A 21,997-nucleotide genomic window follows, 5' to 3' on the forward strand; every position below is an offset into this window, starting at 1 on the left:
TCGACAGAACGTTTCCTCAGCCCTGCCGCTCCGCCACCAGCCGCTCGATCACGACCGCCACCCCGTCGTCGTTGTTGGCGACCGTCCGCCCCGAGGCGGCGGCCAGCACGTCCGGGTGGGCGTTGCCCATCGCGTACGAGCGCCCGGCCCAGGTCAGCATTTCCAGGTCGTTCGGCATGTCGCCGAAGGCGACGACCTCCTCGTGCGAGATGCCGCGCTCGGCGCAGCACAGGGCGAGCGTGCTGGCCTTGGAGACGCCGGGGCCGCTGATCTCCAGCAGGGCGCTGGGGCTGGAGCGGGTGACGTTGGCGCGGTCGCCGAGGGCGAGGCGGGCGAGGGTGAGGAAGGCGTCGGGGTCGATGGCGGGGTGGTAGGCGAGGATCTTGAGGACCGGCTCGTCGGCGGCGGGCGCGCCGGGACCGAGCAGCTCCTCGGCGGGGGCGCAGACGTCCGGGCGTTCCATGTGCAGCCTGGGGTAGTCGGGCTCCTGATGGAAGCCGTACGTCTGTTCGACCGCGTACACGGTCCCGGGCGCCGCCTCGCGCAGCAGCCGTACGGCGTCGAGGGCGTTCTCGCGCGCCAGTTCGCGCACCTTCACGAACCGGTGGGCGCCCGGGCCGCCGTGCAGGTCGACCACGGCGGCGCCGTTTCCGCAGATGGCCAGGCCGTGACCGTGGACGTGATCGCTGACCACGTCCATCCATCGGGCCGGGCGGCCGGTGACGAAGAAGACCTCGATGCCGGCCCGCTCGGCGGCGGCCAGAGCGGCGACCGTGCGCGGGGAGACCGACTTGTCGTCCCGGAGCAGGGTGCCGTCGAGGTCGGTGGCGATCAGCCGGGGCGGGATCGTGGGGGCCGGGGTCTCGGGCTGTCTGGTCGCTGAGGTCACCCGGCCATTCTCGCGCATATGCCCGCACGCCCGTGCGGGACTGCGCACAGCTGAGTGAATACCGATGGTGTGCGCGGTTCCCGGCCCCGCCGGAGGCCGCCGTAGGCTCTGGGGCATGAGTCTGCGCCTGAGCACCGTGATCCTGCCCTACCGCCGCTGGCACGAGGGGGGCCGGGAGACGTGGCGGCGGGCGGAGGAGCTCGGGTTCCACGCCGCCTACACCTACGACCACCTGTCGTGGCGGTCCTTCCGGGAGGGGCCGTGGTTCGGCGCGGTGCCGACGCTGACGGCCGCCGCGTGCGTCACCGAGCGGATGCGGCTGGGCACGCTGGTCACCTCGCCGAACTTCCGGCACCCGGTGACCCTCGCCAAGGAGCTGATCTCCCTGGACGACGTCTCCGGCGGCCGGATCACGCTCGGCATCGGCGCGGGCGGCACCGGCTTCGACGCCACCGCGCTCGGGCAGGAGCCGTGGACCCCGCGGGAGCGCGCCGACCGCTTCGCCGAGTTCGTCCCCCTGCTCGACCGGCTGCTGACCGAGAACGGCCCGGACGGCACGTCGTACGCGGGTGATTTCTACTCGGCGCACGAGGCGCGCAACATCCCGGGCTGTGTGCAGCGGCCCCGGCTGCCCTTCGCGGTGGCGGCCACCGGGCCGCGCGGGATGCGGCTCGCCGCCCGGTACGGCCGGGCGTGGGTGACCACCGGCGATCCCCGGCTGTACGAGTCGGGGACGCCCGAGCAGTCCCGGCAGGCCCTGGGCGACCAGGTGGAGAAGCTCGGCAAGGCGTGCGCGGAGACCGGCCGGGACGCGGACTCGGTCGACCGGATCCTGCTCACCGGGTTCACCCCGGACCGGGGCCGTCCCCTGGAGTCCCTGGACGCGTTCGTGGACTTCGCCGGCCGCCACCGTGACCTGGGCTTCGACGAGCTCGTCGTCCACTGGCCGATTCCCGACTCGGACTTCGCCGCGGACGAGACCGTCTTCGAGCGCATCGCCACGGAGGCGCTCGCCCAGCTGGGCTGAGCCCTTGGAGACCCGGCGGCCGGACCCGCAGGGCGGGTCAGTGCGGCTCGGAGAAGCGCAGGTAGCGGGCCGGAACCGCGTCGGTCAGCCAGACGCCGTTGGCGCTGACGTGGAAGACGTGGCCGGCACGGTGCATGGCGGCGGCGTCGACGGTGAGGACGACGGGCTGGCCCCGGCGCGCGCCGACCCGGGTCGCCGTCTCCCGGTCGGCCGACAGGTGCACGGCGTGGCGGCTCATGGGGCGCAGGCCCTCGGCGCGGATGGCGTCCAGGCTGCTCGCGACCGTGCCGTGGTAGAGGAACGGCGGCGGCGTCGCCGGTGGCAGCCCGAGGTCGACCTCGACGCTGTGGCCCTGGCTGGCGCGGATCCGGTCGCCCTCGACGGCGAAGCGTTTCTTGTCGTTGGCGGCGACCACATGGTCCAGCTCCTCCCGGCTGAACCGGAACCCGTGCGCCGCCGCCGCGGCGATCAGCGCGTCGATCCCGACCCAGCCGCCCTCGTCGAGGACCAGCCCGATCCGCTCGGGCTGGTGGCGCAGATGCTTGGCGAGGTACTTCGACACCTTCACGGCGCGTCTTTCGTCCATCCCGACAGGGTGCCGAATGAGACGTGGATCACGCACATGATTTTGGACCCGATGTTTGATCCACAGCGAACTCGGGTTATCCACAGGGGAATTGAAGAAACTGTGGACAACCCGCCTTGCATTTCAGGGTTGTTCGTCGACTCCTGTGACGGATGGGGTCTTTGATGCCAACGCGTCCAACGCCCGTGCCTGCACCTCTCGTTCGGCAGCCAGCGCGATGAACCGCTCGGCGGCCTCCGCGCCAACCAACGCCTCCACCGCCCGCATCGTGTCCGCGGGAACGCGCACGAAACGGGCCTCCTCCGCCGCTGTACCGGCGTCCTTCGCGACCAGGTGGCGGCGCAGGTGGCGCGACGCCAACATCCCCATTGCGCGCGCCAGTTCCGCATCCACCGTCTGCCGTGCGAGGGGACGCATCCGGCGTACCAGGGAGGCCGCCTCGTCGGCGTCCGGGCCGGCCGGTCCGTGCGGGCCCCGCAGATACGGAGCGAAGACGTGCTCGGTGGCGAACTCCAGGAAACGGGACGCCATGTGCTCGACCTGCGTCCTCAACTCCCGCAGATGCCCGGTGATCGCGGACAACGGCACCCCGGCGGCGTGCAACTCCACGGCGACCGCCAGCTCTTGCGGGCTCGGTACGACGAACTCCTCCCCGTCGCCCGGGACCTGCTCCAGCACGCCCAGCTCCACCGCCTCGGCGATCGCCGCGTCGTCGGGGGCGTCGCCGCCGAAGCGTTCGGCGAGTTGTGCGCGGGAGATGCGCGCCGGCTCCTCGGTGCTCCACGGACCGTCCGCCTCGGCGATCAGCCCGAGGACGCCGCTCAGACCACGGCCGGTGTCATGGGCGTCCAGCAACTCCTTGATCGAGGCGAGGGTGTAGCCCCGGTCGAGGAGGTCGGCGATCCGGCGGAGCCGGACGAGGTGGGCGTCGGTGTAGGCGCCCGCCCGGCCACGGCGCTCCGGCCTCGGCAGGACGCCGCGATCCTGGTAGGCGCGTATCGTGCGGACCGACGTGCCGGTGAGGTGGGCCAGGTCCTCGATACGGTAACTCCCGGACGTGCCGCCGCTCATGGCGCCGCCCCGCTCACAGCCGCGGCTCCACCCGGGCCAGCGCCCGCAGCGCCCCCGGCGCGAACCGGGAGAGCAGCCGCCCGCCCCGCGCCTCCCAAGTGATCGCCACCACCGGCTCGTTGCGCGCCACCGCCCGCACGATCGCGGCGGCGACCTTCTCCGGCCGGTAGTTCCGCAGCCCGAACAGCCTGACGACACGCTGCCGTCGGCGCTTCTCCTCCGCCGCGTCCACCCCCACGAAACGCGCCGTCGACGTGATGCCGGTGTTGACGAAGCCGGGGCAGACCGCGCTCACCCCGATGCCCCGGCCCGCCAACTCCGCGCGCAGGGACTGGCTCAGCATCAGCACCGCCGCCTTCGACGTGCCGTACGCGGGCAGGGTCCGGGTGGGCAAGTACGCCGCCGCGGAGGCGACGTTGACGATGTGGCCGCCCTGCCCGCGCTCGGCCATCTGCCGGCCGAAGAGGCGGCACCCGTGGATCACGCCCCACAGATTCACGTCGAGGACCTGGCGCCAGTCCTCCGCCGTCGTCTCCAGGAACGGCCCGGCCAGCCCGATCCCGGCGTTGTTGACCAGGACGTCCACCACGCCGTACTCGGCGGCGACCTTCCGCGCCAGCTCCTCCATCGCCCGTTCGTCCGACACGTCGGCCGTCTCCGCCCAGGCTTCCCGCGCCCCCGACCGCAGGGCCTCCTCCGCCGTGCGCACCGCGCCCCCGGCGTCCCGGTCGACGGCGATCACCCGAGCCCCGGACGCGGCGAACGCGAGCGCCGTCGCCCGGCCGATCCCGGAGGCCGCGCCGGTGACCAGCACCAGCTGCCCGCCGAACCGGTCGGCGTACCGGCCCATCGGCGTCGGCCCGCGCCGGCCGCCCTCACCGCCGCCTCCGCCGCCTCCGCCGTCCTCGTGGGCGAGCACGAACTCGCCGATCCAGTCGGCCAGCCGGTCGGGACGGGTGCGCGGGACCCAGTGCTTGGCGGGAAGCGAGCGGCGGGTCAGCCGGGGGACCCAGCGCTCGAGTCCGTCGTAGAGGCTCTTGGAGAGGAAGACGTCGTCCAGCGGCGTGATGAGCTGCACCGGAACGTGCGCGTGCGCGTCCTCGCGGGGTCTGCGCAGTCGGCGCCGGACGTTGTCCCGGTACAGCCATGCCCCGTGCGCCGCGTCCGACGGCAGCGACGAGGTCGGGTAGTCGCCGCGGGGGATGCTCTCCAGACGCTCCAGCAGGCGCGGCCAGCCCTTGCCGAGGGGCCCGCGCCAGGCCAGTTCGGGCAGCACCGGCGTGTGCAGCAGGTAGACGTACCAGGACTTGGCGCCCTGCCCGAGCAGCTGGCCCACCCGCCGTGGCGTGGGGCGCCTGAGCCGTCCGCCGATCCAGTGGCCGAAGTGGTCGAGGCAGGGCCCGGACATCGACGTGAACGACGCGATGCGGCCCTCGGTGCGGCGCACGGTGACGAACTCCCACGACTGCACCGAGCCCCAGTCGTGCCCCACCAGGTGCACCGGACGGTCCGGGCTGACCGCGTCCGCCACGGCCAGGAAGTCGTCCGTCAGCTTCTCCAGCGTGAAGCCGCCGCGCAGCGGACTCGGCGCCGTCGACCGGCCGTGGCCCCGGACGTCGTACAGCACGACATGGAAGCGGCCGGCGAGGCGGGCGGCCACCTCGGACCAGACCTCCTTGCTGTCCGGATAGCCGTGCACCAGCACGACCGTCGGCCGCTCCGGGTCGCCCAGCTCGGCGACGCACAGCTCGACCCCACCGGTCCGCACCCGGCGCTCACGCGCGCCCTCCAGTACCGTCACCAGTCCTCCGCCCCCGGCGCCGAGCCGTCGTCCTTGACATCAGCGAATGTGACAGTCACCGGTGGCCGCGTCAACAGGGCCCCTCCGCCTGTGGAAAACCTCGGCCCCGCCCGTCTCCCGGCGCGCCCCCTAGACCTCAAGCACGGCTCCCCCCACCGACCCGTACGTCTGAGGTCGGAGACAAGACGGCTCTCCGGGCTGACGACCGGCGTGGTCCGTGTCACTACCGTCGACGTCGTGACTGTGATCGTGACCGAAAGCCTGAGCAAGCGGTTCCCCCGGGTGACCGCGCTTGACCGGCTCTCCGTGGACGTCGGGCCCGGTGTGACCGGACTCGTCGGAGCCAACGGGGCCGGCAAGTCCACACTGATCAAGATCCTGCTGGGTCTGTCCCCCGCGTCCGAGGGCCGTGCCGAGGTGCTCGGACTCGACGTCGCCACCGAGGGCGCCGCCATCCGCGAGCGCGTCGGTTACATGCCCGAGCACGACTGCCTGCCGCCCGACGTCTCGGCCACCGAGTTCGTCGTCCACATGGCGCGCATGTCCGGGCTCCCGCCGACGGCCGCGCGGGAGCGCACCGCGGACACGCTGCGCCACGTCGGCCTCTACGAGGAGCGCTACCGTCCCATCGGCGGCTACTCCACCGGCATGAAGCAGCGCGTCAAGCTGGCCCAGGCCCTCGTCCACGACCCCCGGCTGGTCTTCCTGGACGAGCCGACCAACGGCCTCGACCCGGTCGGCCGCGACGACATGCTCGGCCTGATCCGCCGCATCCACACCGACTTCGGCATCTCCGTGCTGGTCACCTCGCACCTGCTGGGCGAGCTGGAGCGGACCTGCGACCACGTCGTCGTGGTGGACGGCGGAAAGCTGCTGCGCTCCAGCTCCACCACCGACTTCACCCAGATCACCACCACCCTGGCGGTCGAGGTCACCGACTCCGACGAGCACCCCGACGGCACTCGCGCGGTGCGCGAGGCGCTGCACGCGCGCGGGGTCGGCGTCGAGGACGGCAGCGGACTGCCCGGCGCCGGCCACGTCCTGCTGCTCACCAGCCAGGGCGAGGAGACGTACGACCTGGTCCGGGACGTGATCGCCGACCTCGGCCTCGGTCTGGTGCGCATGGAACAGCGCCGGCACCACATCTCGGAGGTCTTCCGGACCGACGGGACCGGGGCGGCGGACGCGAACGGCACGAACGGCGACGGACAGCGGAAGGAGGCGGTCGGCCATGGCGGTTGAGCAGCCCCTGACCACCCCCGCGGGCGACCAGTCCCGCATCCACAACATCGGCTACCGCAGCTACGACGGACCCCGCCTCGGCCGCGCCTACGCCCGCCGCTCGCTGTACTCGCAGTCCCTGCGCGGCGCCTACGGACTCGGCCGCTCGGCGAAGACCAAGGTGCTGCCGATGCTGCTGTTCGTGGTGATGTGCGTGCCCGCGGCCATCATGGTCGCCGTCGCCGTCGCCACCAAGGCGAAGGAACTGCCGCTCGAGTACACCGAGTACGCGATCGTGATGCAGGCCGTCATCAGCCTCTACGTCGGCTCCCAGGCGCCGCAGGCCGTCTCGCGGGACCTGCGCTTCAAGACCGTGCCGCTGTACTTCTCCCGGCCGATCGAGACCGCCGACTACGTCCGCGCCAAGTACGCGGCGCTCGCCTCGGCCCTGTTCGTCCTCACCGCGATGCCGCTGCTGGTGCTCTACGTGGGCGCGCTGCTGGCCAAGCTGGACTTCACCGACCAGACCAAGGGATTCGCACAGGGACTCGTCTCGGTGGCCCTGCTCTCCCTCCTCCTCGCCGGCATCGGCCTGGTCGTCGCCTCGGTCACCCCGCGCCGCGGCTTCGGCATCGCCGCCGTGATCGCCGTGCTGACCATCAGCTACGGCGCCGTCTCCACGCTCCAGGCCATCGCCGACGCGCAGGGCACCACGGACGCCATCGCCTGGATGGGCCTGTTCTCGCCGACGACCCTCATCGACGGCGTGCAGTCCGCCTTCCTCGGCGCCCCGTCGTCGTACCCGGGCGGCGTGGGCCCGAGCAGCGCGGAGGGCGTCGTCCACGTCCTCGTCACCCTCGGCCTCATCGCCGCCTGCTACGGCCTGATGATCCGCCGCTACAAGAAGGTGGGACTGTGACGACGCTCTCCCTCGACCATGTCTCCCGCTGGTTCGGCAACGTGGTCGCCGTCAACGACATCACCATGACCATCGGCCCCGGCGTCACCGGTCTGCTCGGCCCCAACGGCGCCGGCAAGTCCACCCTGATCAACATGATGGGCGGCTTCCTCGCCCCCTCCACCGGCACCGTCACCCTCGACGGACAGCAGGTCTGGCGCAACGAGGACATCTACCGGCACATCGGCATCGTCCCCGAGCGGGAGGCGATGTACGACTTCCTCACCGGCCGCGAGTTCGTCGTCGCCAACGCCGAACTGCACGGCCTCGGCGCCAAGGCCGCCCAGAAGGCGCTCGCCACCGTCGAGATGGAGTACGCGCAGGACCGCAAGATCGCCACGTACTCCAAGGGCATGCGCCAGCGCGTGAAGATGGCGTCCGCGCTGGTCCACGAGCCGTCGCTGCTGCTGCTGGACGAGCCGTTCAACGGCATGGACCCGCGCCAGCGCATGCAGCTGATGGACCTGCTGCGGCGGATGGGCGACGAGGGCCGCACGGTGCTGTTCTCCTCCCACATCCTGGAGGAGGTCGAGCAGCTCGCCCGCCACATCGAGGTCGTCGTCGCCGGACGGCACGCGGCCAGCGGCGACTTCCGCAGAATCCGCCGCCTGATGACCGACCGGCCGCACCGCTACCTGGTGCGCTCCAGCGACGACCGGGCCCTGGCCGCCGCGCTGATCGCAGACCCGTCGACGTCCGGCATCGAGGTGGACCTCGCGGAGGGCGCACTGCGCATCCAGGCCGTCGACTTCGGCCGTTTCACCGCTCTGCTGCCGCGGGTGGCGAAGGACCACGGCATCCGTCTGCTGACGGTCTCGCCGTCCGACGAGTCCCTCGAGTCCGTGTTCTCTTACCTGGTCACGGCGTAGGAGGCCGAAAAATGTACGACCCCACAGTCGCCCGGCTCACCTACCGGGCCCTGCTCGGCCGCCGCCGGGCCCTCATCCTCGGCGGACTCCCGCTGCTGCTCATCGTCATCTCCGTGGTGGTCCGCGCCCTCACCGGCGCCGACGACCAGACCGCGGCCGACCTGCTCGGCGGGATCGCGCTCGCCACCATGGTGCCGATCATCGGCGTCATCGCGGGCACCGGCGCGATCGGCCCGGAGATCGACGACGGCTCCGTGGTGTACCTGCTGTCCAAGCCGCTGAAACGGCCTACGATCATCTTCACCAAGCTGATCGTCGCGGTCGCCGTCACGATGGTCTTCTCCGCGGTGCCCACGCTCGTCGCGGGCCTGATCCTCAACGGCAACGGCCAGCAGATCGCGGTCGCCTACACGGTGGCCGCACTGGTCGCCTCCATCGCGTACGCGGCGCTGTTCCTGCTGCTGGGCACGGTGTCCCGGCACGCCGTGGTCTTCGGCCTCGTCTACGCACTGGTGTGGGAGGCGCTGTTCGGCTCCCTGGTGCCGGGCGCCCGCACGCTCAGCGTCCAGCAGTGGTCGCTGGCCGTCGCCCACAAGGTCGGCGACGGCTCGCTCATCACCTCCGACGTGGGGCTGACGACGGCGACGGTGCTGCTGGTGGCGGTCACGGTGCTGGCCACCTGGTTCGCCGGCCAGAAGCTGCGGACGCTGACGCTGGCGGGCGAGGAGTAGGCCCCGCACGCGGGGGCGGGTCCGCCGGTGGGCCGGGGCGTCGGGGGGCGTCCCGGCCGAGACGGGGCCGCCTCCCGGCCGGCCACGTTCCGGTGGTGCGGCCGGTCTCCATGGCTGCGACCTGTCTCCATGGGTGCGACCTCGCCCAGTGGACGCGGCTTCCCATGGACAGCGGCCCGTCTTAATGAGTGGCGGCCGGCCCGGCGGCACCGGCACAGTGGTGGCACCGGTAACGCCGGGTCCTCCGGCCTGCCGGCAGGGCAGCCGACGGCGGCCTCCGGAGCAGCGCCGACGCTCCGTCGAGACCGCCGCGCACGGGGGGCTGCCCGGGGGCGGCCGCTTCGAGCACGCGGGCACATGCCCGCGTGGGCCGCCCTTCCCGCCGTTCCCGCGTGTGCGCCGTTCGCTCCGACCGTTCCCGTCCGGCCCGTCAGGCCGCCGATCCCGGGCGTCTCGGCCGACCGCCTCGGTCCAGTCCTGTCACCGGTCCGGGCCGTCTCAGCCGGCCGCCACGCCCGCGTCCAGCAGCCGTTCCAGCACGACCGCGATCCCGTCCTCCTCGTTGGAGGACGTCACCTCGTCCGCCACGGCCTTCAGCTCCTCGTGGGCGTTGGCCATCGCCACGCCGTGCTCCGCCCAGCCGAACATCGGGACGTCGTTGGGCATGTCGCCGAACGCGATGGTCTGCGCGGCCTTCATACCGAGGCGCCGGGCCGCCAGCGAGAGCCCCGTGGCCTTGGACAGGCCCAGCGGCAGCAGTTCCACTATGCCCTCGCCGGCCATGGCGACGGTGACGAAGCCGCCCGCGGACCGGCGGGCCGCCTCGGCCAGCTCGTCGTCCGTCAGCGTCGGATGCTGGATGTAGATCTTGTTGAGCGGCGCGGCCCACAGGTCCGCCGCGTCCGTGAAGGGCGTAGCGGGCAGCCTGCCGACGACCGCGTACCCCGGCCCGACCAGCACCTCGCCGTCCAGCCCGTCCCGGCTCGCCGCCAGATACAGCGGACCCACCTCGGCCTCGATCTTGGCCAGGGCCACCCCGGCGAGCTGCCGGTCGAGCGTCACCGACGTCAGCAGGCGGTGCTCACCGGCGTCGTACACCTGCGCGCCCTGTCCGCAGACGGCGAGGCCCCGGTATCCGAGGTCGTCCAGGATGTGCCGGGTCCAGGGGACCGCGCGCCCGGTGACGACGATGTGCGCGGCGCCCGCCGCGGTGGCCGCGGCGAGCGCGTCCCGGGTGCGCCGCGAGACCGACTCGTCGGAGCGCAGCAGTGTGCCGTCGAGATCGGTGGCGACGAGCCGGTAGGGGAAGGCGGCGCTCACTTGGCGACCGGCTCCAGCACCTCTCGGCCGCCGAGGTAGGGGCGCAGCACCTCGGGCACGTACACCGAGCCGTCGGCCTGCTGGTGGTTCTCCAGGATCGCCACGATGGTGCGCGGCACGGCGCACAGGGTGCCGTTGAGCGTGGCCAGCGGGCGCACCTGCTTGCCCTCGCGGTAGCGGATCTGCAGCCGGCGGGACTGGAACTCGGTGCAGTCCGACGTCGACGTCAGCTCGCGGTACTTGCCCTGCGTCGGGATCCACGCCTCGCAGTCGAACTTGCGCGCGGCCGAGGAGCCGAGGTCGCCCGAGGCCACGTCGATGACGCGGAACGGCAGCTCCAGCGCGCTCAGCCACTGCTTCTCCCAGGCGAGCAGCCGCTGGTGCTCGGCCTGCGAGTCCTCCGGCGCGACGTAGGAGAACATCTCGACCTTGTCGAACTGGTGCACGCGGAAGATGCCGCGGGTGTCCTTGCCGTGCGAGCCGGCCTCGCGGCGGAAACAGGGCGAGAAGCCCGCGTAGCGCAGCGGGAGCCGCTCGGCGTCGAGGATCTCGTCCATGTGGTAGGCGGCGAGCGCGACCTCGGAGGTGCCGACCAGGTAGAGGTCGTCGGCCGGGAGGTGGTAGACGTCCTGCGCGGCTTGGCCGAGGAAGCCGGTGCCGGCCATCGACTGCGGGCGGACCAGCGCCGGGGTCAGCATCGGCGTGAAGCCGGCCTCGCCGGCCTGCGCCATCGCGGCGTTGACCAGGGCCAGTTCCAGCAGCGCGCCGACGCCGGTGAGGAAGTAGAAGCGCGATCCGGAGACCTTGGCGCCCCGCTCGACGTCGATGGCGCCGAGCAGCTGGCCGAGCTCCAGGTGGTCCCTGGGCTCGAAGCCCTCGGCGGCGAAGTCGCGGATCGTGCCGTGCGTCTCCAGGGTGACGAAGTCCTCCTCGCCGCCCACGGGCACGTCCGGGTGGACGAGGTTGCCCAGCTTGAGGAGCAGCTCCTGGGTCTCGGCGTCGGCCGCGTCGCGCTCGGCGTCGGCGGCCTTGACGTCGGCGGCGAGCTGGCTCGCCTTCTTCAGCAGCTCGGCCTTCTCGTCCCCGGCGGCCTTGGGGATCAGCTTGCCGAGCGACTTCTGCTCGGCGCGCAGCTCGTCGAAGCGGACGCCGGACGACCTGCGCCGCTCGTCGGCGGACAGGAGGGCGTCGACGAGCGCGACATCCTCTCCTCGGGCGCGCTGGGACGCGCGCACACGGTCGGGGTCCTCACGGAGCAGGCGAAGGTCAATCACGGGATCAAGGCTACCGGTGCGGGGTGAGCGCTCACGACTCACTATTCCGAGGTGCGGCTTCCGTCAGGGTATGCGTTAATTGTCCACCGCAGTCAATAAAGATCTTGCCGGTACCCGGATCGAAGCAGCCGGAAGGCGGCCGGTTGACCGGATTCCCTTGTGGGCACCCGGACTTGGCGCCCTTCTCGTCCACAGGGGTGGGCTCGGATCCACATCCCGCGAAAAGTTATCCACAGGCTGTGCGGAAGATCTGTGGACTTCCGAATTGGCCGCCATTGATCACCCCGCAAGTGCGGGACGACCTCGAAGATTCCCGGCGGAAACTCCCCTTACGCTCACGTTCGAGTGGAAATGAGTCGCCCCAAAGGGTTATCCGAAGGAAAAGAGTGGACGACGGGCTCCCGGCCCCCCGGTGGCCGGCCCAAGGCACCGCAGACTGATTTGTCGACTCGACCCCCTGTCGCTGTCGACTTGTCCCCAGGTCGAGAAGCGGACCTGTGGATAACTTCTGTGGATAACGAAAATATGCAGGTAGGACCAGTGTTGCAGGCGGGACGAGGGTGCACGCAGGGGCAGCTGTGCCCCCTGTGGCTCCTGCCACCAGTGCTACTGGAACCGGCCGTCCTGGCAGCGCGCCACCCAGTCGGACGCGGCGACGAACTCGGCGTCCGACGTCCCCGGCAACGGCGGCCGCAGATCCCCGGCGACCGCGTCCGCGCGCGGATACGAGCCCAGGAACCGCACCTGGAGGCAGATCCGCTTCAGCCCCATCAGCGCCTCGGCCACCCGCCGGTCGGAGATGTGCCCCTCGGCGTCGACGCAGAAGCAGTAGTTGCCGATGCCCGCGCCCGTGGGCCGGGACTGCAGCAGCATCAGGTTGATGCCCCGGGTCGCGAACTCGCCCAGCAGATCCCGCAGCGCGCCCGGATGGTCGTCGCGCTGCCACAGCACCACCGACGTCTTGTCCGCACCCGTCGGCGCGGCCGGCCGGGCCGGGCGGCCCACCAGCACGAACCGCGTCTGCGCGTTCTCCGCGTCGTGGATCTCGGTCTCCAGCGCCTCCAGACCGTACCGGGCGGCGGCGAACTCGCCCGCGAAGGCGGCGTCGTAGCGGCCCTCCTGCACCAGGCGGGCGCCGTCCGCGTTGGAGGCGGCCGACTCCCAGGCGGCGTCCGGCAGATGGGCCTGCAGCCAGTTGCGGACCTGCGGCTGCGCGGCCGGGTGGGCGGTGACCGTCTTGATGTCGGACAGCTTGGTGCCCGGCCTGACCAGCAGCGCGAAGGTGATCGACAGCAGCACCTCGCGGTAGATCATCAGCGGCTCGCCCGCGACCAGCTCGTCGAGGGTCGTGGTGATGCCGCCCTCGACGGAGTTCTCGATCGGCACGAACGCGGCCTCGGCCTCGCCGCCGCGCACCGCGTCCAGGGCGGACTGCACCGAGACGTACGGGATCAGCTCCCGGGTCGCCGCCTCCGGAAGCGTGCGCAGGGCGACCTCGGTGAAGGTGCCCTCGGGACCGAGATAGGCATAGCTCGCTGGCATGACCTCACCCTAATGGGCTCGCGGCCGGGCGGACCGCCCGTCTCACGAGGACTCCTCCGGAGGGTGATTCCGGGCCGTTCTCACCCCTCCAGCAGGGCCTGCCCCACATACTCGCCCTCCGCCGCCCCGCCCGGCACCGCGAACAGCCCGCTCGCCTCGTGCCGGACGAACCTCGACAGCGCGTCCCCGCGGTCCAGCTTCCGCTGCACGGTGACGAAGCCGCGCAGCGGATCCGCCTGCCAGCAGATGAACAGCAGCCCCGCGTCCGGCGTGCCGTCCGCGTCGAAGCCGTCGTGGTACGAGAACGGCCGCCGCAGCATCGCCGCGCCGCCGTTCTGGTCGGGCCGTGTGATGCGCGCGTGCGCGTTGACGGGCACGAGCGGATCGCCGGCGGCGTCGGTCTTCTCCAAGTCCATCTCGGTCATCTCGCCGCCCCCGGACAGCGGCGCCCCGTCGGACTTGCGGCGCCCGATGACGGCCTCCTGCTCCTTGAGCGAGAGCCGCTCCCAGTCGTCGAGGAGCATGCGGATGCGGCGTACGACGGCATAGGAGCCGCCCGCCATCCACGCGGGGTGGTCGGGGCCGGACTCCGGGACGAAGATCCGCTGTTCGAAGTCGGGTTCCGTCGGCTTGGGGTTGCGGGTGCCGTCGACCTGGCCCATGAGGTTGCGAGTGGTCATGGGGTGCGCGGTGGCGCCCGGGGACCGGTTGAAGCCGTTCATCTGCCAGCGGACCCTGGCCGCGCCGCCCGCGTCCTTCTGGATGGCGCGCAGGGCGTGGAAGGCGACCAGGGCGTCGTTCGCGCCGATCTGCACCCACAGGTCGCCGTTGCTGCGGGTCTTGTCGAGCCGGTCGGAGGAGAAGTCGGGCAGCGGGTCGAGGGCGACCGGGCGCCGCCCCTCCAGTCCGGTGCGGGCGAAGAAGCTGTGCCCGAAGCCGAAGGTGACGGTCAGCGAGGAGGGGCCGGCGTCGCGGGCCACGTCCGTGTCGTCCTGCGTGGCCGGCTCGCCGGCCATCAATCGGCGTGCCGTTTCCGACCAGCGGCGCAGCAGGGCCGCCGCCTCCTTGCGGCCCGCGCCGGCCGCGAGGTCGAAGGCGACGAGGTGGCCGCGGGCCTGCATCGGGGTGGTGATGCCGGGCTGGTGTTTCCCGTGGAACGGCACCTGCTCGGCGCCGAGCGAGGCGAGCGGGGTCACCTGCGAGGGCGCCGCCGCGTACCCGGCGGCGGCGCCCGCCGCGCCGAGCACCAGCCCGGTGGCCCCGGCGGTGCCGAGCACCTGGCGCCGGGACAGGCCGGCGCCGGCGCCGCGGTTCTCCGGGGACGCCGGTGCGGAGGCGACGGCGGTGGCGGAGGGCCGGGACTTCGCCGCGGCGACGCCCCGCCGGCCCGCCGTGCCGCTCGCGGTGGTGTCCGCGGTGCTGTTCGCGGCCCTGCCCGGTGCCCTGCCCGGAGCCTTGCCCGATGCGGTGCCCGGGGTCTGGTCCGCGGCCCTGCCCGTTGTCCTGTCAGCCATCGTGGTTCGTTCAGCCGATCTTCGCGTTCTTGGAGACGGTCACCTGGTCGACGTCCGAGGTCCGCACGGTCACGGCGACCTCCCAGTCGCCCGCCATGGGGATCTGCACACCGCTCGCCGTCCAGTGTCCGGTGGTGATGCGGTCGGGGACGACGGGCAGCGGCCCGAGGTCCTGGGCCTCAAGGGTCAAGGCGATCTTCAGTTCGGGCACGTCGAAGGCCTGCCCGTCGGGCCGCTCCGCGTAGACGTGCAGGGTGTTGGCGCCCGTCCGGGCGGGGGTGACGTCGATGCGGACGACGCCCTTGCCGTCCTTGCCGCCGGTGTCGAAGGCCAGGTCCAGGGTCACCACGCCGTTCGCGGGTGCCGACGGGGACGAGGACGGCGAGGACGACTGCGCCGCCGACGTGGCCGCCGCGGCCTCCTCCGCCGTGCGCCCCGGCTCGGTGGACGTCAGCATCGTGGTCACCGTCAGCAGCACGGCCGCGATCCCGGCCTCGGCCAGCACCGAGCGGCGCAGCCCGAACCTGCCGGGGTCGGCGTCCCGCGCCCGCTTCCGCCGGGCGGCGTCCATCGCGGCCCGCTGCCGGGCGAGCTGAGCGGCCCGCTCGGAGCCCGGGCCGTCGGCGTTCCGCGCACCGCCCTCCCCGGCCTCCGCCACGGCCACGGATCCCACGGCGACGGGCTCGTCGGCCTCGGCCCCGGACGCCCCGGAGACCTCGGCCCCGGACGCCCCCGAAGCCTCCGCCCCGGACTCCGCCGTGCTCGAAACCGGCGACGCCTCCGTCACCGGCTGCTCCGCCAGCCGCCGCGTCCACCGCCGCGAGGTGTACGCCACGCCCACGATCAGCGCCACGAGCCCGATCTTCACCAGCAGCAGCTGCCCGTACCGGGTGTCCGTGAAGGCCGACCAGGTGCCGACCTGACGCCAGGTCTGGTAGACGCCGGTCGCGGCCAGGGTGACCACGCAGCCGTAGGCGATCCGCGAGAAGCGCCGTACGGCGGCCGTCTCCAGCGGGATGCCGGCGGGCGCGCGGTACAGGGACAGCAGCAGCGCGGTCAGACCGCCGAGCCAGGTGGCGACCGCCAGCAGGTGGACGATGTCCACCGGCATCGCGATGCCCGTCTGGATGCCGGTCGAGGCGTGCTCGGACATCGCCCAGGTCGCCGCGATCCCGGCCGCCACGACACCCCCGCCGAGCGCCAGCCCGAAGGTCAGGTCCCGTTTCTCCTCGTCGTCCCGCTTCTCGTACGTCCCGAAGAGCACGGCGATGAACAGCGCCGCCGCCGCGAGCAGCAGCAGCCGGGACACCAGTGCCGCGCCCGTCCTGGTCTGGAGCACGTCGCCGAGCAGGTCCGGGTCGACGACGTCGCCGAGCTTCCCGGACGTCGTGTACGAGCCGCGCAGCAGCAACAGGGCCAGCGTCGACGCGGTGAGCGTCAGCCACCCGGCGACGACCAGCCGCTGCACCGCCCGCACGCCGGCGCCGCGCGGCCAGCAGGCCAGCACGAAGGCGGAGCCGCCGGCCAGCACGATGAACCCGGCGTACGACAGATACCGCCCGACCGCGTACGCCCGGCCCACGCCCCCGCCGTCCGCCGACTGCTCGGACACCGTGACGGAGGTGGCGGAGGGCGCGCCGATGGAGAAGGTGAAGGCGCCGGCGACGGGATGGCTGTCGGCGGACACGACCTGGTACGACACCGTGTAGGTGCCGTCGGGCAGCCCCGAGTGCAGCCGCACGGCGTACGTCGTGCCGCCGCTGTTGACGGCCTCGCCGGTGTCGGCCCGCTCGCCCTTGGGGTCGAGGACGCGCAGGGAGTCGTCGGAGAGCGAGACTGCCTCGGAGAAGGTCAGCGAGACCTGTACGGGGGCCTTGTCGACCACCGCCCCCTGCCGGGGGTCGCTGCCGGTCAGCGCGGCGTGCGCGGAGGCCGGCGTGGCGCCCGACAGGAGCAGGCCGACGGCGGCCAGGAGCAGCAGTGCCAGGCTCCGGACGCGGGGGGCGATGGTCTGCGTCAAGGTGGTCCCTCCCTCAGTGCGCGGTCTTCGGGCTGTACGTCGCCGGCTTGACCGGCATCTTCACCGTGACGGTTCCGGATTCGGCGAACCGCAGTTCGACGGTGACGGTCTCTCCTTGCCTGGGCTTGCGGGTGAGCTGTTCGAACATCAGGTGGTTGCCGCCGCTCTCCAGCACGAGCCTGCCGCCCGCCGGGACGGTGAGCCGGTCCACCGGCCGCATGGCCTGCCCGACGGTCTCGTGCACGGTCACCTCGCCGACGTCGCTGTGCGCGGACGTCAGCCGGTCGGCCGTACCGCCCTCGTTGACGATCGTCAGGAAGCCCGCGGCCAGGGAGTCGGACACCGGCTGCGGCATGTAGGCGGAGCTGACGGAGATCCGCGGGGCGCTCCCGCCGGAGCCGGAGTCCGTGCCGGAGCAGCCGGCCGCGGCCAGGGCCAGGGCCGCGGCGAGCGTCCCCGCGAGCACCGGCTCCCGGACCGTCCGGCGCCTCACGGGTTCTTCCCCTCGACGATCCTGGGAAGGTCCTTGATGTAGTCGTCGACGGTGGCGTCCTCCCCGTACAGCACGTACCCCGCGTCGGTCTTCGGCGAGAACGCGATGACCTGGGTGCCGTGCATGGAGACGATCTCGCCCTTCTCCTTGTGCGGGGGGTCGATCGAGATGCCGACGGTCCGGGCGCCGGCCTGGATGGCGTCGAAGTCGCCGGACAGCCCGACCACGTCGGCGTCGATGCCCTTGAGCCACTTGCCGAGCGCGGCCGGGGTGTCCCGCTCGGGGTCGGTGGTGACGAACACGACCCGCAGCGCGTCCTGCTGCGCCGGGGACAGCCGCTTCTTGGCGACCGCGATGTTGTTCATCGTCAGCGGGCACACGTCGGGGCAGTTGGTGTAGCCGAAGTAGAGCAGCGTCGGCCTGCCGGCGGTCTCCTTGCGGAGGTCGTACTCCTCGCCCTCCGTGTCGGTCAGGACGAGGTCGGGCTTGTCGAACGGCTGGTCGAGGACGGTGGCCGCCTTGTCGGAACCGGGCTCCTCGGAGACCACGGAGACGGGGGTGCCGCCGGATTCGTCGTCGCCGCTGCCGCAGGCGGAGAGGGTCAGGGTGGCCGCGGCGAGCAGCGCCGCCGCGGCGAGGGTCTTGGTGCGCATAGAAAAATGTCCCAGATGTGAGGTGCACGGCGTGCGCCGGGGTCGACCCCGGCGCACGCCGTCATGGAGCGAGGGCTCAGGCGGTGGTCCGACGCCGCCCGGCCAGCACCCCGTACGCGACGCCGGCGGCGCCGACGACGATGCCGATGATGCCGAGGACGCGGGCGGTGGTGTCGGTGTCGTCGCCGGACCCGGCGTCGGCCGAGGCGTTGGCTGCGTCGGCCGCGTCGTCGGCATCGGCCTCGGCCTCGGCGCCGGAGGTGGGCTCCGACGCCGCCTCCGACTCGGCGGCGTCGTCGTCCGAGCCGCTGGAGCCGTGACCGTCGGCGGCCTCCGACAGGGCGAGCACGGGCGCCGGGCTGTCGGGCTCCTCCTGGCCCTCCTGCGGGACCTCGATCCAGCGGACGACCTCCTTGTTGGAGTACGTCTGCACGGCCTTGAAGACCAGTTCGTCGGCGTCCTCGGGCAGCTGGCCGACGGAGACCGGGAACTTCTGCATGAAGCCGGGCCGGACGCCGTCGCCCTCGGCGGTCCAGGTGATCTTGCTGACGGCCTCGGTGATCTGCCGGCCGTGGACCTCGAGCGGCTTGTCCAGCTTGGCCTTGTCGACCTTGACGTCCCAGCCGGCGACGGGCACCGGCAGCGCCGAGGCCAGCGGGTGGTCGGCCGGGAAGGTGATCTCGAGCTTGACCGTCGAGGCGTTGTCGCGCTCGTTGGGGACGCGGAAGTCGACCACCGCGTAACCGCCCTTGGCGGCGGTGCCCTCGGGCTGCACGGTGACGTGCGCGAGCGCGGGGGAGGACAGCACGACGACGGTCGAGGCGGCGACGGCGCAGGCGGCGGCGAGACGGGAAAGCTTCATGGTGGTGGGCACTCCACTTCGAATGAGGTAGTCCGGTGAACGCACGGAGGTACGCGCGACGGCGCCCTCCGGCTCCCGGACCCGCGGGAAGCGCGGTGGAGCGGACGGTCGCGTCGCGTCAGGCGGCGAGGCCGAACGAGCCGTACGCGCCGCGGGGGCGGTACGGGCCGTACGACGGCTCCGCAGCCGGCGGACCGCGCCGGATCACCGTGTGCTGGAGTGCGGTGGTACGGGGCTCGGGCCGGGTCGGCTCGGGCGCGCGCAGGAGGCGCGGACCGGCGTCCGGCGTGGTCGGGAGCCCGGCGCACAGGGCGCGCACCAGGGCGAGAGCCCCGCGCAGCGCCCGTACGAGCGCCCCCTCGGCGACGGAGTGCGCCGAGTGCGCGGACAGTTCGGCGAGCCTCAGCAGGGCGAGGTCGCCGCGCCGCAGCACCCACCCCGCGACGACGGCCGCGAGAACGTGGCCGAGCAGCATGGGCAGGGACGGCAGCAGCGCCCCCGAGGCGTCGGCGGCCGTGGACACGGCGTCCGCCGCAGGCCGGTGCCCCGTGTGCGGGACGGCCCCGGGATAGAGCCGGGCGTCGGTGAGGACGCGCTGGGCCTGCGTCGGGCTGATCGCCGCCGCGGTGGTCCCGCACAGCAAACGCGCGGCCTGTTCCACGAGCGCCGCGTCGGACACCGCGCCCGCGGAGGCCGCCGGAGCCGGGACGGGGGCCGCTCCGTGCTGCCCCAGGCCGAACAGCATGTGCAGCAGCCCCTGCGCGAGTGCGAGCAGCGCCGCGATGCCCGGCAGCGAGCGCTCCCGCCCGCAGAACGGCACGGCGACCGCGAAGACCCCGAGGAAGCCGGCGCCCAGCGTCCACGCCGGGACCGACGCGTGGGACGCCAGGGCGTGCCCCACTCCGGCCAGCACGACGCAGACCGCGGCGAACACCGCGGCCCGCAGGGTCCGGAGTCCGGCTCCGGAGCGCGCCGTGCACGGGTGGGGGGCAGTCATGGCGGGGACATCATCGCACCGGCCGCGCCCGTTGCCTACGGCCGGGTCACACCTGCCTCACATACACCGGCCGCCCCTCGCGCGCTTCTGCCATATGGGCGGCGTCACCTCGCCGGCGCGCTTACGCACGGCCACGGGCGGTAATACGTAACGGTATGTCGAGCCGCGGCCAGGAGGCTGGAGCATGAGCATCTGGTGGTCACTCCATCTGCGGCGCGAGGCTGCCAGCGTGCCGCTCGCCCGGCGTCTGCTGCTGGGCACGATGGAGACCGCGGGCGTGGACCCCGACATCTCCTACGACCTGTCCGTCGCCCTCACCGAGGCCTGCGCGAACGCCGTGGAGCACGGCGGCGGGGGGCAGGACCGCTCCTGCTCGGGCGCCTACCGCGTCACCGCCTACCTCGACGGCGAGAAGTGCCGCATCGAGGTCACCGACTCGGGACCCGGCTTCGGCCGCTCCGAGGTGCGCACCCTCTCCCCCCGCCCGGACGCCGAGCACGGCCGCGGCCTGTGCCTCATCGAACAGCTGGCGGACCACGTCCACATCGGCGACAAGCCGGACCGGTCCGGCGCGGTGGTGAGCTTCGACAAGATCCTCAAGTGGCGGGAGGACGCCCCCCTGGTGGCGGCGTCCTGACCCGCGTCCCCGAGGCGGTGCGGCCGCTCAGCCCTTGAGCGCGGCCATCCACTCCTCGACCTCGTCCGACCGGCGCGGCAGGGCGGCGCTGAGGTTGCGGTTGCCGTCCTCCGTCACCAGGATGTCGTCCTCGATCCGCACGCCGATGCCCCGGTACTCCTCCGGCACGGTCAGGTCGTCGGCCTGGAAGTACAGGCCCGGCTCGACGGTGAGCACCATGCCCGGCTCCAGCGTGCCGTCGACGTACGTCTCCGTGCGCGCGGCGGCGCAGTCGTGGACGTCCATGCCGAGCATGTGACCGGTGCCGTGCAGGGTCCAGCGGCGCTGCAGCCCCAGCTCCAGCACCCGCTCGACCGGGCCCTCGACCAGGCCCCATTCGACCAGCCGCTCGGTCAGCACCCGCTGCGCCGCGTCGTGGAAGTCGCGGTACTTGGCGCCCGGCCTCACCGCCGCGATTCCGGCCTCCTGGGCGTCGTACACGGCGTCGTACACCTTCCTCTGCAGCTCGCTGTAGCGGCCGCTGATGGGGAGGGTGCGGGTGACGTCGGCGGTGTAGTACGTGTGCGTCTCGACGCCGGCGTCCAGCAGCAGGAGGTCGCCGGAGCGGACCGGGCCGTCGTTGCGGACCCAGTGCAGGGTGGTCGCGTGCGGGCCGGCGGCGCAGATGGAGCCGTAGCCGACGTCGTTGCCCTCGACGCGGGCGCGCAGGAAGAACGTGCCCTCGATGTAGCGCTCGCTGGTCGCCTCGGCCTTGTCGAGGACCTTCACGACGTCCTCGAAGCCGCGCACGGTGGAGTCGACGGCCTTCTGCAGCTCGCCGATCTCGAAGTCGTCCTTGACCAGCCGCATCTCGGAGAGGAAGACCCGCAGCTCCTCGTCCCGCTCGGCGGTGACCTTGTCGGTCAGGGCGGCCTCGATGCCGGCGTCGTGGCCGCGCACCACGCGCACCGGGCCGGTCGCCTCGCGCAGCGCGCCGGCCAGCTCGCGCACGTCGGAGGCGGGGATGCCGTACAGCTTCTCGGCCTCGGTCAGGGAGTGCCGGCGGCCGACCCACAGCTCGCCCTGGCCGTCGAGCCAGAACTCGCCGTTGGCCCGGTCGGAGCGCGGCAGCAGGTAGAGGGTCGCCCGGTGGCCGCCGTCGACGGGCTCCATGACCAGGACGCCGTCCTCGGTCTGGTTGCCGGTGAGGTAGGCGTACTCGACCGAGGCACGGAAGGGGTACTCGGTGTCGTTCGAGCGCGTCTTCAGCCTGCCCGCGGGGATCACCAGGCGCTCGCCCGGGAAGCGGGCGGAGAGCGCGGCGCGCCGGGCGGCGGTCTCGGCGGCCTGGGCGATCGGCCGCAGGTCGCGCAGCTCGGTGTCGGCCCAGCCGCACTTCATGTTCTCGGCCAGCTCGTCGGACACGCCCGGGTACAGTCCGTTCTTCCGCTGCTTGATCGGTTCTTCGCCCGCTGCGTCAGCGGCATCGTCGGGAACGGCGTCCGGGGTCTCCGGCGTGAGCTCCTCCGCCACGGTCATCCTCCTAGGTACGG

Annotated in this window: 20 protein-coding genes; 6 read left to right on the forward strand and 14 right to left on the reverse strand. The window is 72.7% G+C overall.

The window, feature by feature from the left end:
- Nucleotides 1-16: 16 nt before the first annotated feature.
- Nucleotides 17-907 carry an HAD family hydrolase gene (locus ACZ6KF_RS27375; RefSeq protein ID WP_356629467.1) on the reverse strand — a complete coding sequence of 297 codons (891 nt, stop codon included), beginning with the start codon at nucleotides 905-907 and terminating at the stop codon, nucleotides 17-19.
- 97 nt (nucleotides 908-1,004) lie between these two features.
- Here ACZ6KF_RS27375 and ACZ6KF_RS27380 point away from each other — a divergent pair, with 97 nt between their 5' ends.
- Nucleotides 1,005-1,916 (forward strand): LLM class flavin-dependent oxidoreductase, encoded by a 912-nt coding sequence (locus tag ACZ6KF_RS27380; RefSeq protein ID WP_356629469.1) that lies wholly within the window; start codon nucleotides 1,005-1,007, stop codon nucleotides 1,914-1,916.
- 37 nt (nucleotides 1,917-1,953) lie between these two features.
- Here the strand turns inward: ACZ6KF_RS27380 and ACZ6KF_RS27385 are convergent, their stop codons facing one another.
- The 3 genes from ACZ6KF_RS27385 to ACZ6KF_RS27395 form a co-directional block, all read right to left on the reverse strand.
- Nucleotides 1,954-2,502 carry an RNA 2'-phosphotransferase gene (locus ACZ6KF_RS27385; protein WP_469240826.1) on the reverse strand — a complete coding sequence of 183 codons (549 nt, stop codon included), beginning with the start codon at nucleotides 2,500-2,502 and terminating at the stop codon, nucleotides 1,954-1,956.
- A gap of 123 nt (nucleotides 2,503-2,625) precedes the next feature.
- On the reverse strand, nucleotides 2,626-3,573 hold the full coding sequence (locus ACZ6KF_RS27390; RefSeq protein WP_469240828.1) for a MerR family transcriptional regulator: 948 nt from the start codon (nucleotides 3,571-3,573) through the stop codon (nucleotides 2,626-2,628).
- A gap of 13 nt (nucleotides 3,574-3,586) precedes the next feature.
- Entirely contained in the window at nucleotides 3,587-5,374 is a 1,788-nt protein-coding gene (locus ACZ6KF_RS27395; RefSeq protein ID WP_469240830.1) for an SDR family oxidoreductase, read from the reverse strand.
- Nucleotides 5,375-5,617: 243 nt separating this feature from the next.
- Here ACZ6KF_RS27395 and ACZ6KF_RS27400 point away from each other — a divergent pair, with 243 nt between their 5' ends.
- The 4 genes from ACZ6KF_RS27400 to ACZ6KF_RS27415 are packed head-to-tail and all read left to right on the forward strand — an operon-like array spanning nucleotide 5,618 to nucleotide 9,153.
- On the forward strand, nucleotides 5,618-6,616 hold the full coding sequence (locus tag ACZ6KF_RS27400) for an ABC transporter ATP-binding protein (RefSeq protein ID WP_356629531.1): 999 nt from the start codon (nucleotides 5,618-5,620) through the stop codon (nucleotides 6,614-6,616).
- A complete protein-coding gene (locus ACZ6KF_RS27405) occupies nucleotides 6,606-7,514 on the forward strand; it encodes an ABC transporter permease (protein WP_356629477.1) in 909 nt (302 codons plus the stop codon). Before ACZ6KF_RS27400 ends, ACZ6KF_RS27405 begins: the two co-directional genes overlap by 11 nt.
- Complete coding sequence (locus tag ACZ6KF_RS27410; protein WP_356629479.1) at nucleotides 7,511-8,422, forward strand: ABC transporter ATP-binding protein; 912 nt, start codon at nucleotides 7,511-7,513, stop codon at nucleotides 8,420-8,422. Before ACZ6KF_RS27405 ends, ACZ6KF_RS27410 begins: the two co-directional genes overlap by 4 nt.
- A gap of 11 nt (nucleotides 8,423-8,433) precedes the next feature.
- Nucleotides 8,434-9,153: an ABC transporter permease gene (locus tag ACZ6KF_RS27415; protein WP_356629481.1), complete on the forward strand. Its 720-nt coding sequence runs from the start codon at nucleotides 8,434-8,436 to the stop codon at nucleotides 9,151-9,153.
- A 498-nt stretch (nucleotides 9,154-9,651) separates the two neighbouring features.
- Here ACZ6KF_RS27415 and ACZ6KF_RS27420 read toward each other — a convergent pair whose 3' ends face one another.
- From ACZ6KF_RS27420 to ACZ6KF_RS27460, 9 genes are all read right to left on the reverse strand, one after another.
- The gene (locus ACZ6KF_RS27420; protein WP_356629483.1) at nucleotides 9,652-10,473 is read right to left on the reverse strand and encodes an HAD family hydrolase; all 822 of its coding nucleotides are present in this window, start codon (nucleotides 10,471-10,473) and stop codon (nucleotides 9,652-9,654) included.
- Nucleotides 10,470-11,747 (reverse strand): serine--tRNA ligase, encoded by a 1,278-nt coding sequence (gene serS, locus ACZ6KF_RS27425; RefSeq protein WP_356629485.1) that lies wholly within the window; start codon nucleotides 11,745-11,747, stop codon nucleotides 10,470-10,472. Before serS ends, ACZ6KF_RS27420 begins: the two co-directional genes overlap by 4 nt.
- A gap of 606 nt (nucleotides 11,748-12,353) precedes the next feature.
- On the reverse strand, nucleotides 12,354-13,289 hold the full coding sequence (gene pheA / locus ACZ6KF_RS27430) for a prephenate dehydratase (RefSeq protein ID WP_356629487.1): 936 nt from the start codon (nucleotides 13,287-13,289) through the stop codon (nucleotides 12,354-12,356).
- A gap of 80 nt (nucleotides 13,290-13,369) precedes the next feature.
- Nucleotides 13,370-14,803 carry an iron uptake transporter deferrochelatase/peroxidase subunit gene (efeB, locus tag ACZ6KF_RS27435; protein WP_469240832.1) on the reverse strand — a complete coding sequence of 478 codons (1,434 nt, stop codon included), beginning with the start codon at nucleotides 14,801-14,803 and terminating at the stop codon, nucleotides 13,370-13,372.
- A gap of 10 nt (nucleotides 14,804-14,813) precedes the next feature.
- Nucleotides 14,814-16,823, reverse strand: coding sequence for a copper resistance CopC/CopD family protein (locus tag ACZ6KF_RS27440; protein WP_469240834.1), 2,010 nt, complete (start codon nucleotides 16,821-16,823; stop codon nucleotides 14,814-14,816).
- Between the two features lie 13 nt (nucleotides 16,824-16,836).
- Nucleotides 16,837-17,316 carry a copper chaperone PCu(A)C gene (locus ACZ6KF_RS27445; RefSeq protein ID WP_469175772.1) on the reverse strand — a complete coding sequence of 160 codons (480 nt, stop codon included), beginning with the start codon at nucleotides 17,314-17,316 and terminating at the stop codon, nucleotides 16,837-16,839.
- Nucleotides 17,313-17,969 (reverse strand): SCO family protein, encoded by a 657-nt coding sequence (locus ACZ6KF_RS27450; RefSeq protein WP_356629495.1) that lies wholly within the window; start codon nucleotides 17,967-17,969, stop codon nucleotides 17,313-17,315. The genes ACZ6KF_RS27445 and ACZ6KF_RS27450 overlap by 4 nt, the downstream gene beginning before the upstream one ends.
- Nucleotides 17,970-18,045: 76 nt before the next feature.
- Nucleotides 18,046-18,831: a YcnI family copper-binding membrane protein gene (locus ACZ6KF_RS27455; RefSeq protein WP_469240836.1), complete on the reverse strand. Its 786-nt coding sequence runs from the start codon at nucleotides 18,829-18,831 to the stop codon at nucleotides 18,046-18,048.
- 118 nt (nucleotides 18,832-18,949) lie between these two features.
- Nucleotides 18,950-19,828, reverse strand: coding sequence for a hypothetical protein (locus tag ACZ6KF_RS27460; protein WP_356629499.1), 879 nt, complete (start codon nucleotides 19,826-19,828; stop codon nucleotides 18,950-18,952).
- 184 nt (nucleotides 19,829-20,012) lie between these two features.
- On the opposite strand from ACZ6KF_RS27460, the gene ACZ6KF_RS27465 reads away from it, so the two are divergent.
- Complete coding sequence (locus tag ACZ6KF_RS27465) at nucleotides 20,013-20,465, forward strand: ATP-binding protein (RefSeq protein WP_356629501.1); 453 nt, start codon at nucleotides 20,013-20,015, stop codon at nucleotides 20,463-20,465.
- Between the two features lie 27 nt (nucleotides 20,466-20,492).
- On the opposite strand, the gene ACZ6KF_RS27470 is transcribed toward ACZ6KF_RS27465, so the two are convergent.
- The gene (locus ACZ6KF_RS27470; RefSeq protein ID WP_469240838.1) at nucleotides 20,493-21,977 is read right to left on the reverse strand and encodes an aminopeptidase P family protein; all 1,485 of its coding nucleotides are present in this window, start codon (nucleotides 21,975-21,977) and stop codon (nucleotides 20,493-20,495) included.
- Nucleotides 21,978-21,997: the final 20 nt, after the last annotated feature.

It is taken from the genome of Streptomyces sp. NPDC046379 (assembly GCF_055587785.1).

Coding starts and splice junctions, on each gene's coding strand:
- ACZ6KF_RS27375 (WP_356629467.1), bottom strand. CDS start 907: ATGCGCGAGAATGGCCGGGTGACCTCAGCGACCAGACAGCCCGAGACC.
- ACZ6KF_RS27380 (WP_356629469.1), top strand. CDS start 1,005: ATGAGTCTGCGCCTGAGCACCGTGATCCTGCCCTACCGCCGCTGGCAC.
- ACZ6KF_RS27385 (WP_469240826.1), bottom strand. CDS start 2,502: ATGGACGAAAGACGCGCCGTGAAGGTGTCGAAGTACCTCGCCAAGCAT.
- ACZ6KF_RS27390 (WP_469240828.1), bottom strand. CDS start 3,573: ATGAGCGGCGGCACGTCCGGGAGTTACCGTATCGAGGACCTGGCCCAC.
- ACZ6KF_RS27405 (WP_356629477.1), top strand. CDS start 6,606: ATGGCGGTTGAGCAGCCCCTGACCACCCCCGCGGGCGACCAGTCCCGC.
- ACZ6KF_RS27415 (WP_356629481.1), top strand. CDS start 8,434: ATGTACGACCCCACAGTCGCCCGGCTCACCTACCGGGCCCTGCTCGGC.
- pheA (WP_356629487.1), bottom strand. CDS start 13,289: ATGCCAGCGAGCTATGCCTATCTCGGTCCCGAGGGCACCTTCACCGAG.
- efeB (WP_469240832.1), bottom strand. CDS start 14,803: ATGGCTGACAGGACAACGGGCAGGGCCGCGGACCAGACCCCGGGCACC.
- ACZ6KF_RS27450 (WP_356629495.1), bottom strand. CDS start 17,969: ATGCGCACCAAGACCCTCGCCGCGGCGGCGCTGCTCGCCGCGGCCACC.
- ACZ6KF_RS27455 (WP_469240836.1), bottom strand. CDS start 18,831: ATGAAGCTTTCCCGTCTCGCCGCCGCCTGCGCCGTCGCCGCCTCGACC.
- ACZ6KF_RS27460 (WP_356629499.1), bottom strand. CDS start 19,828: ATGACTGCCCCCCACCCGTGCACGGCGCGCTCCGGAGCCGGACTCCGG.
- ACZ6KF_RS27465 (WP_356629501.1), top strand. CDS start 20,013: ATGAGCATCTGGTGGTCACTCCATCTGCGGCGCGAGGCTGCCAGCGTG.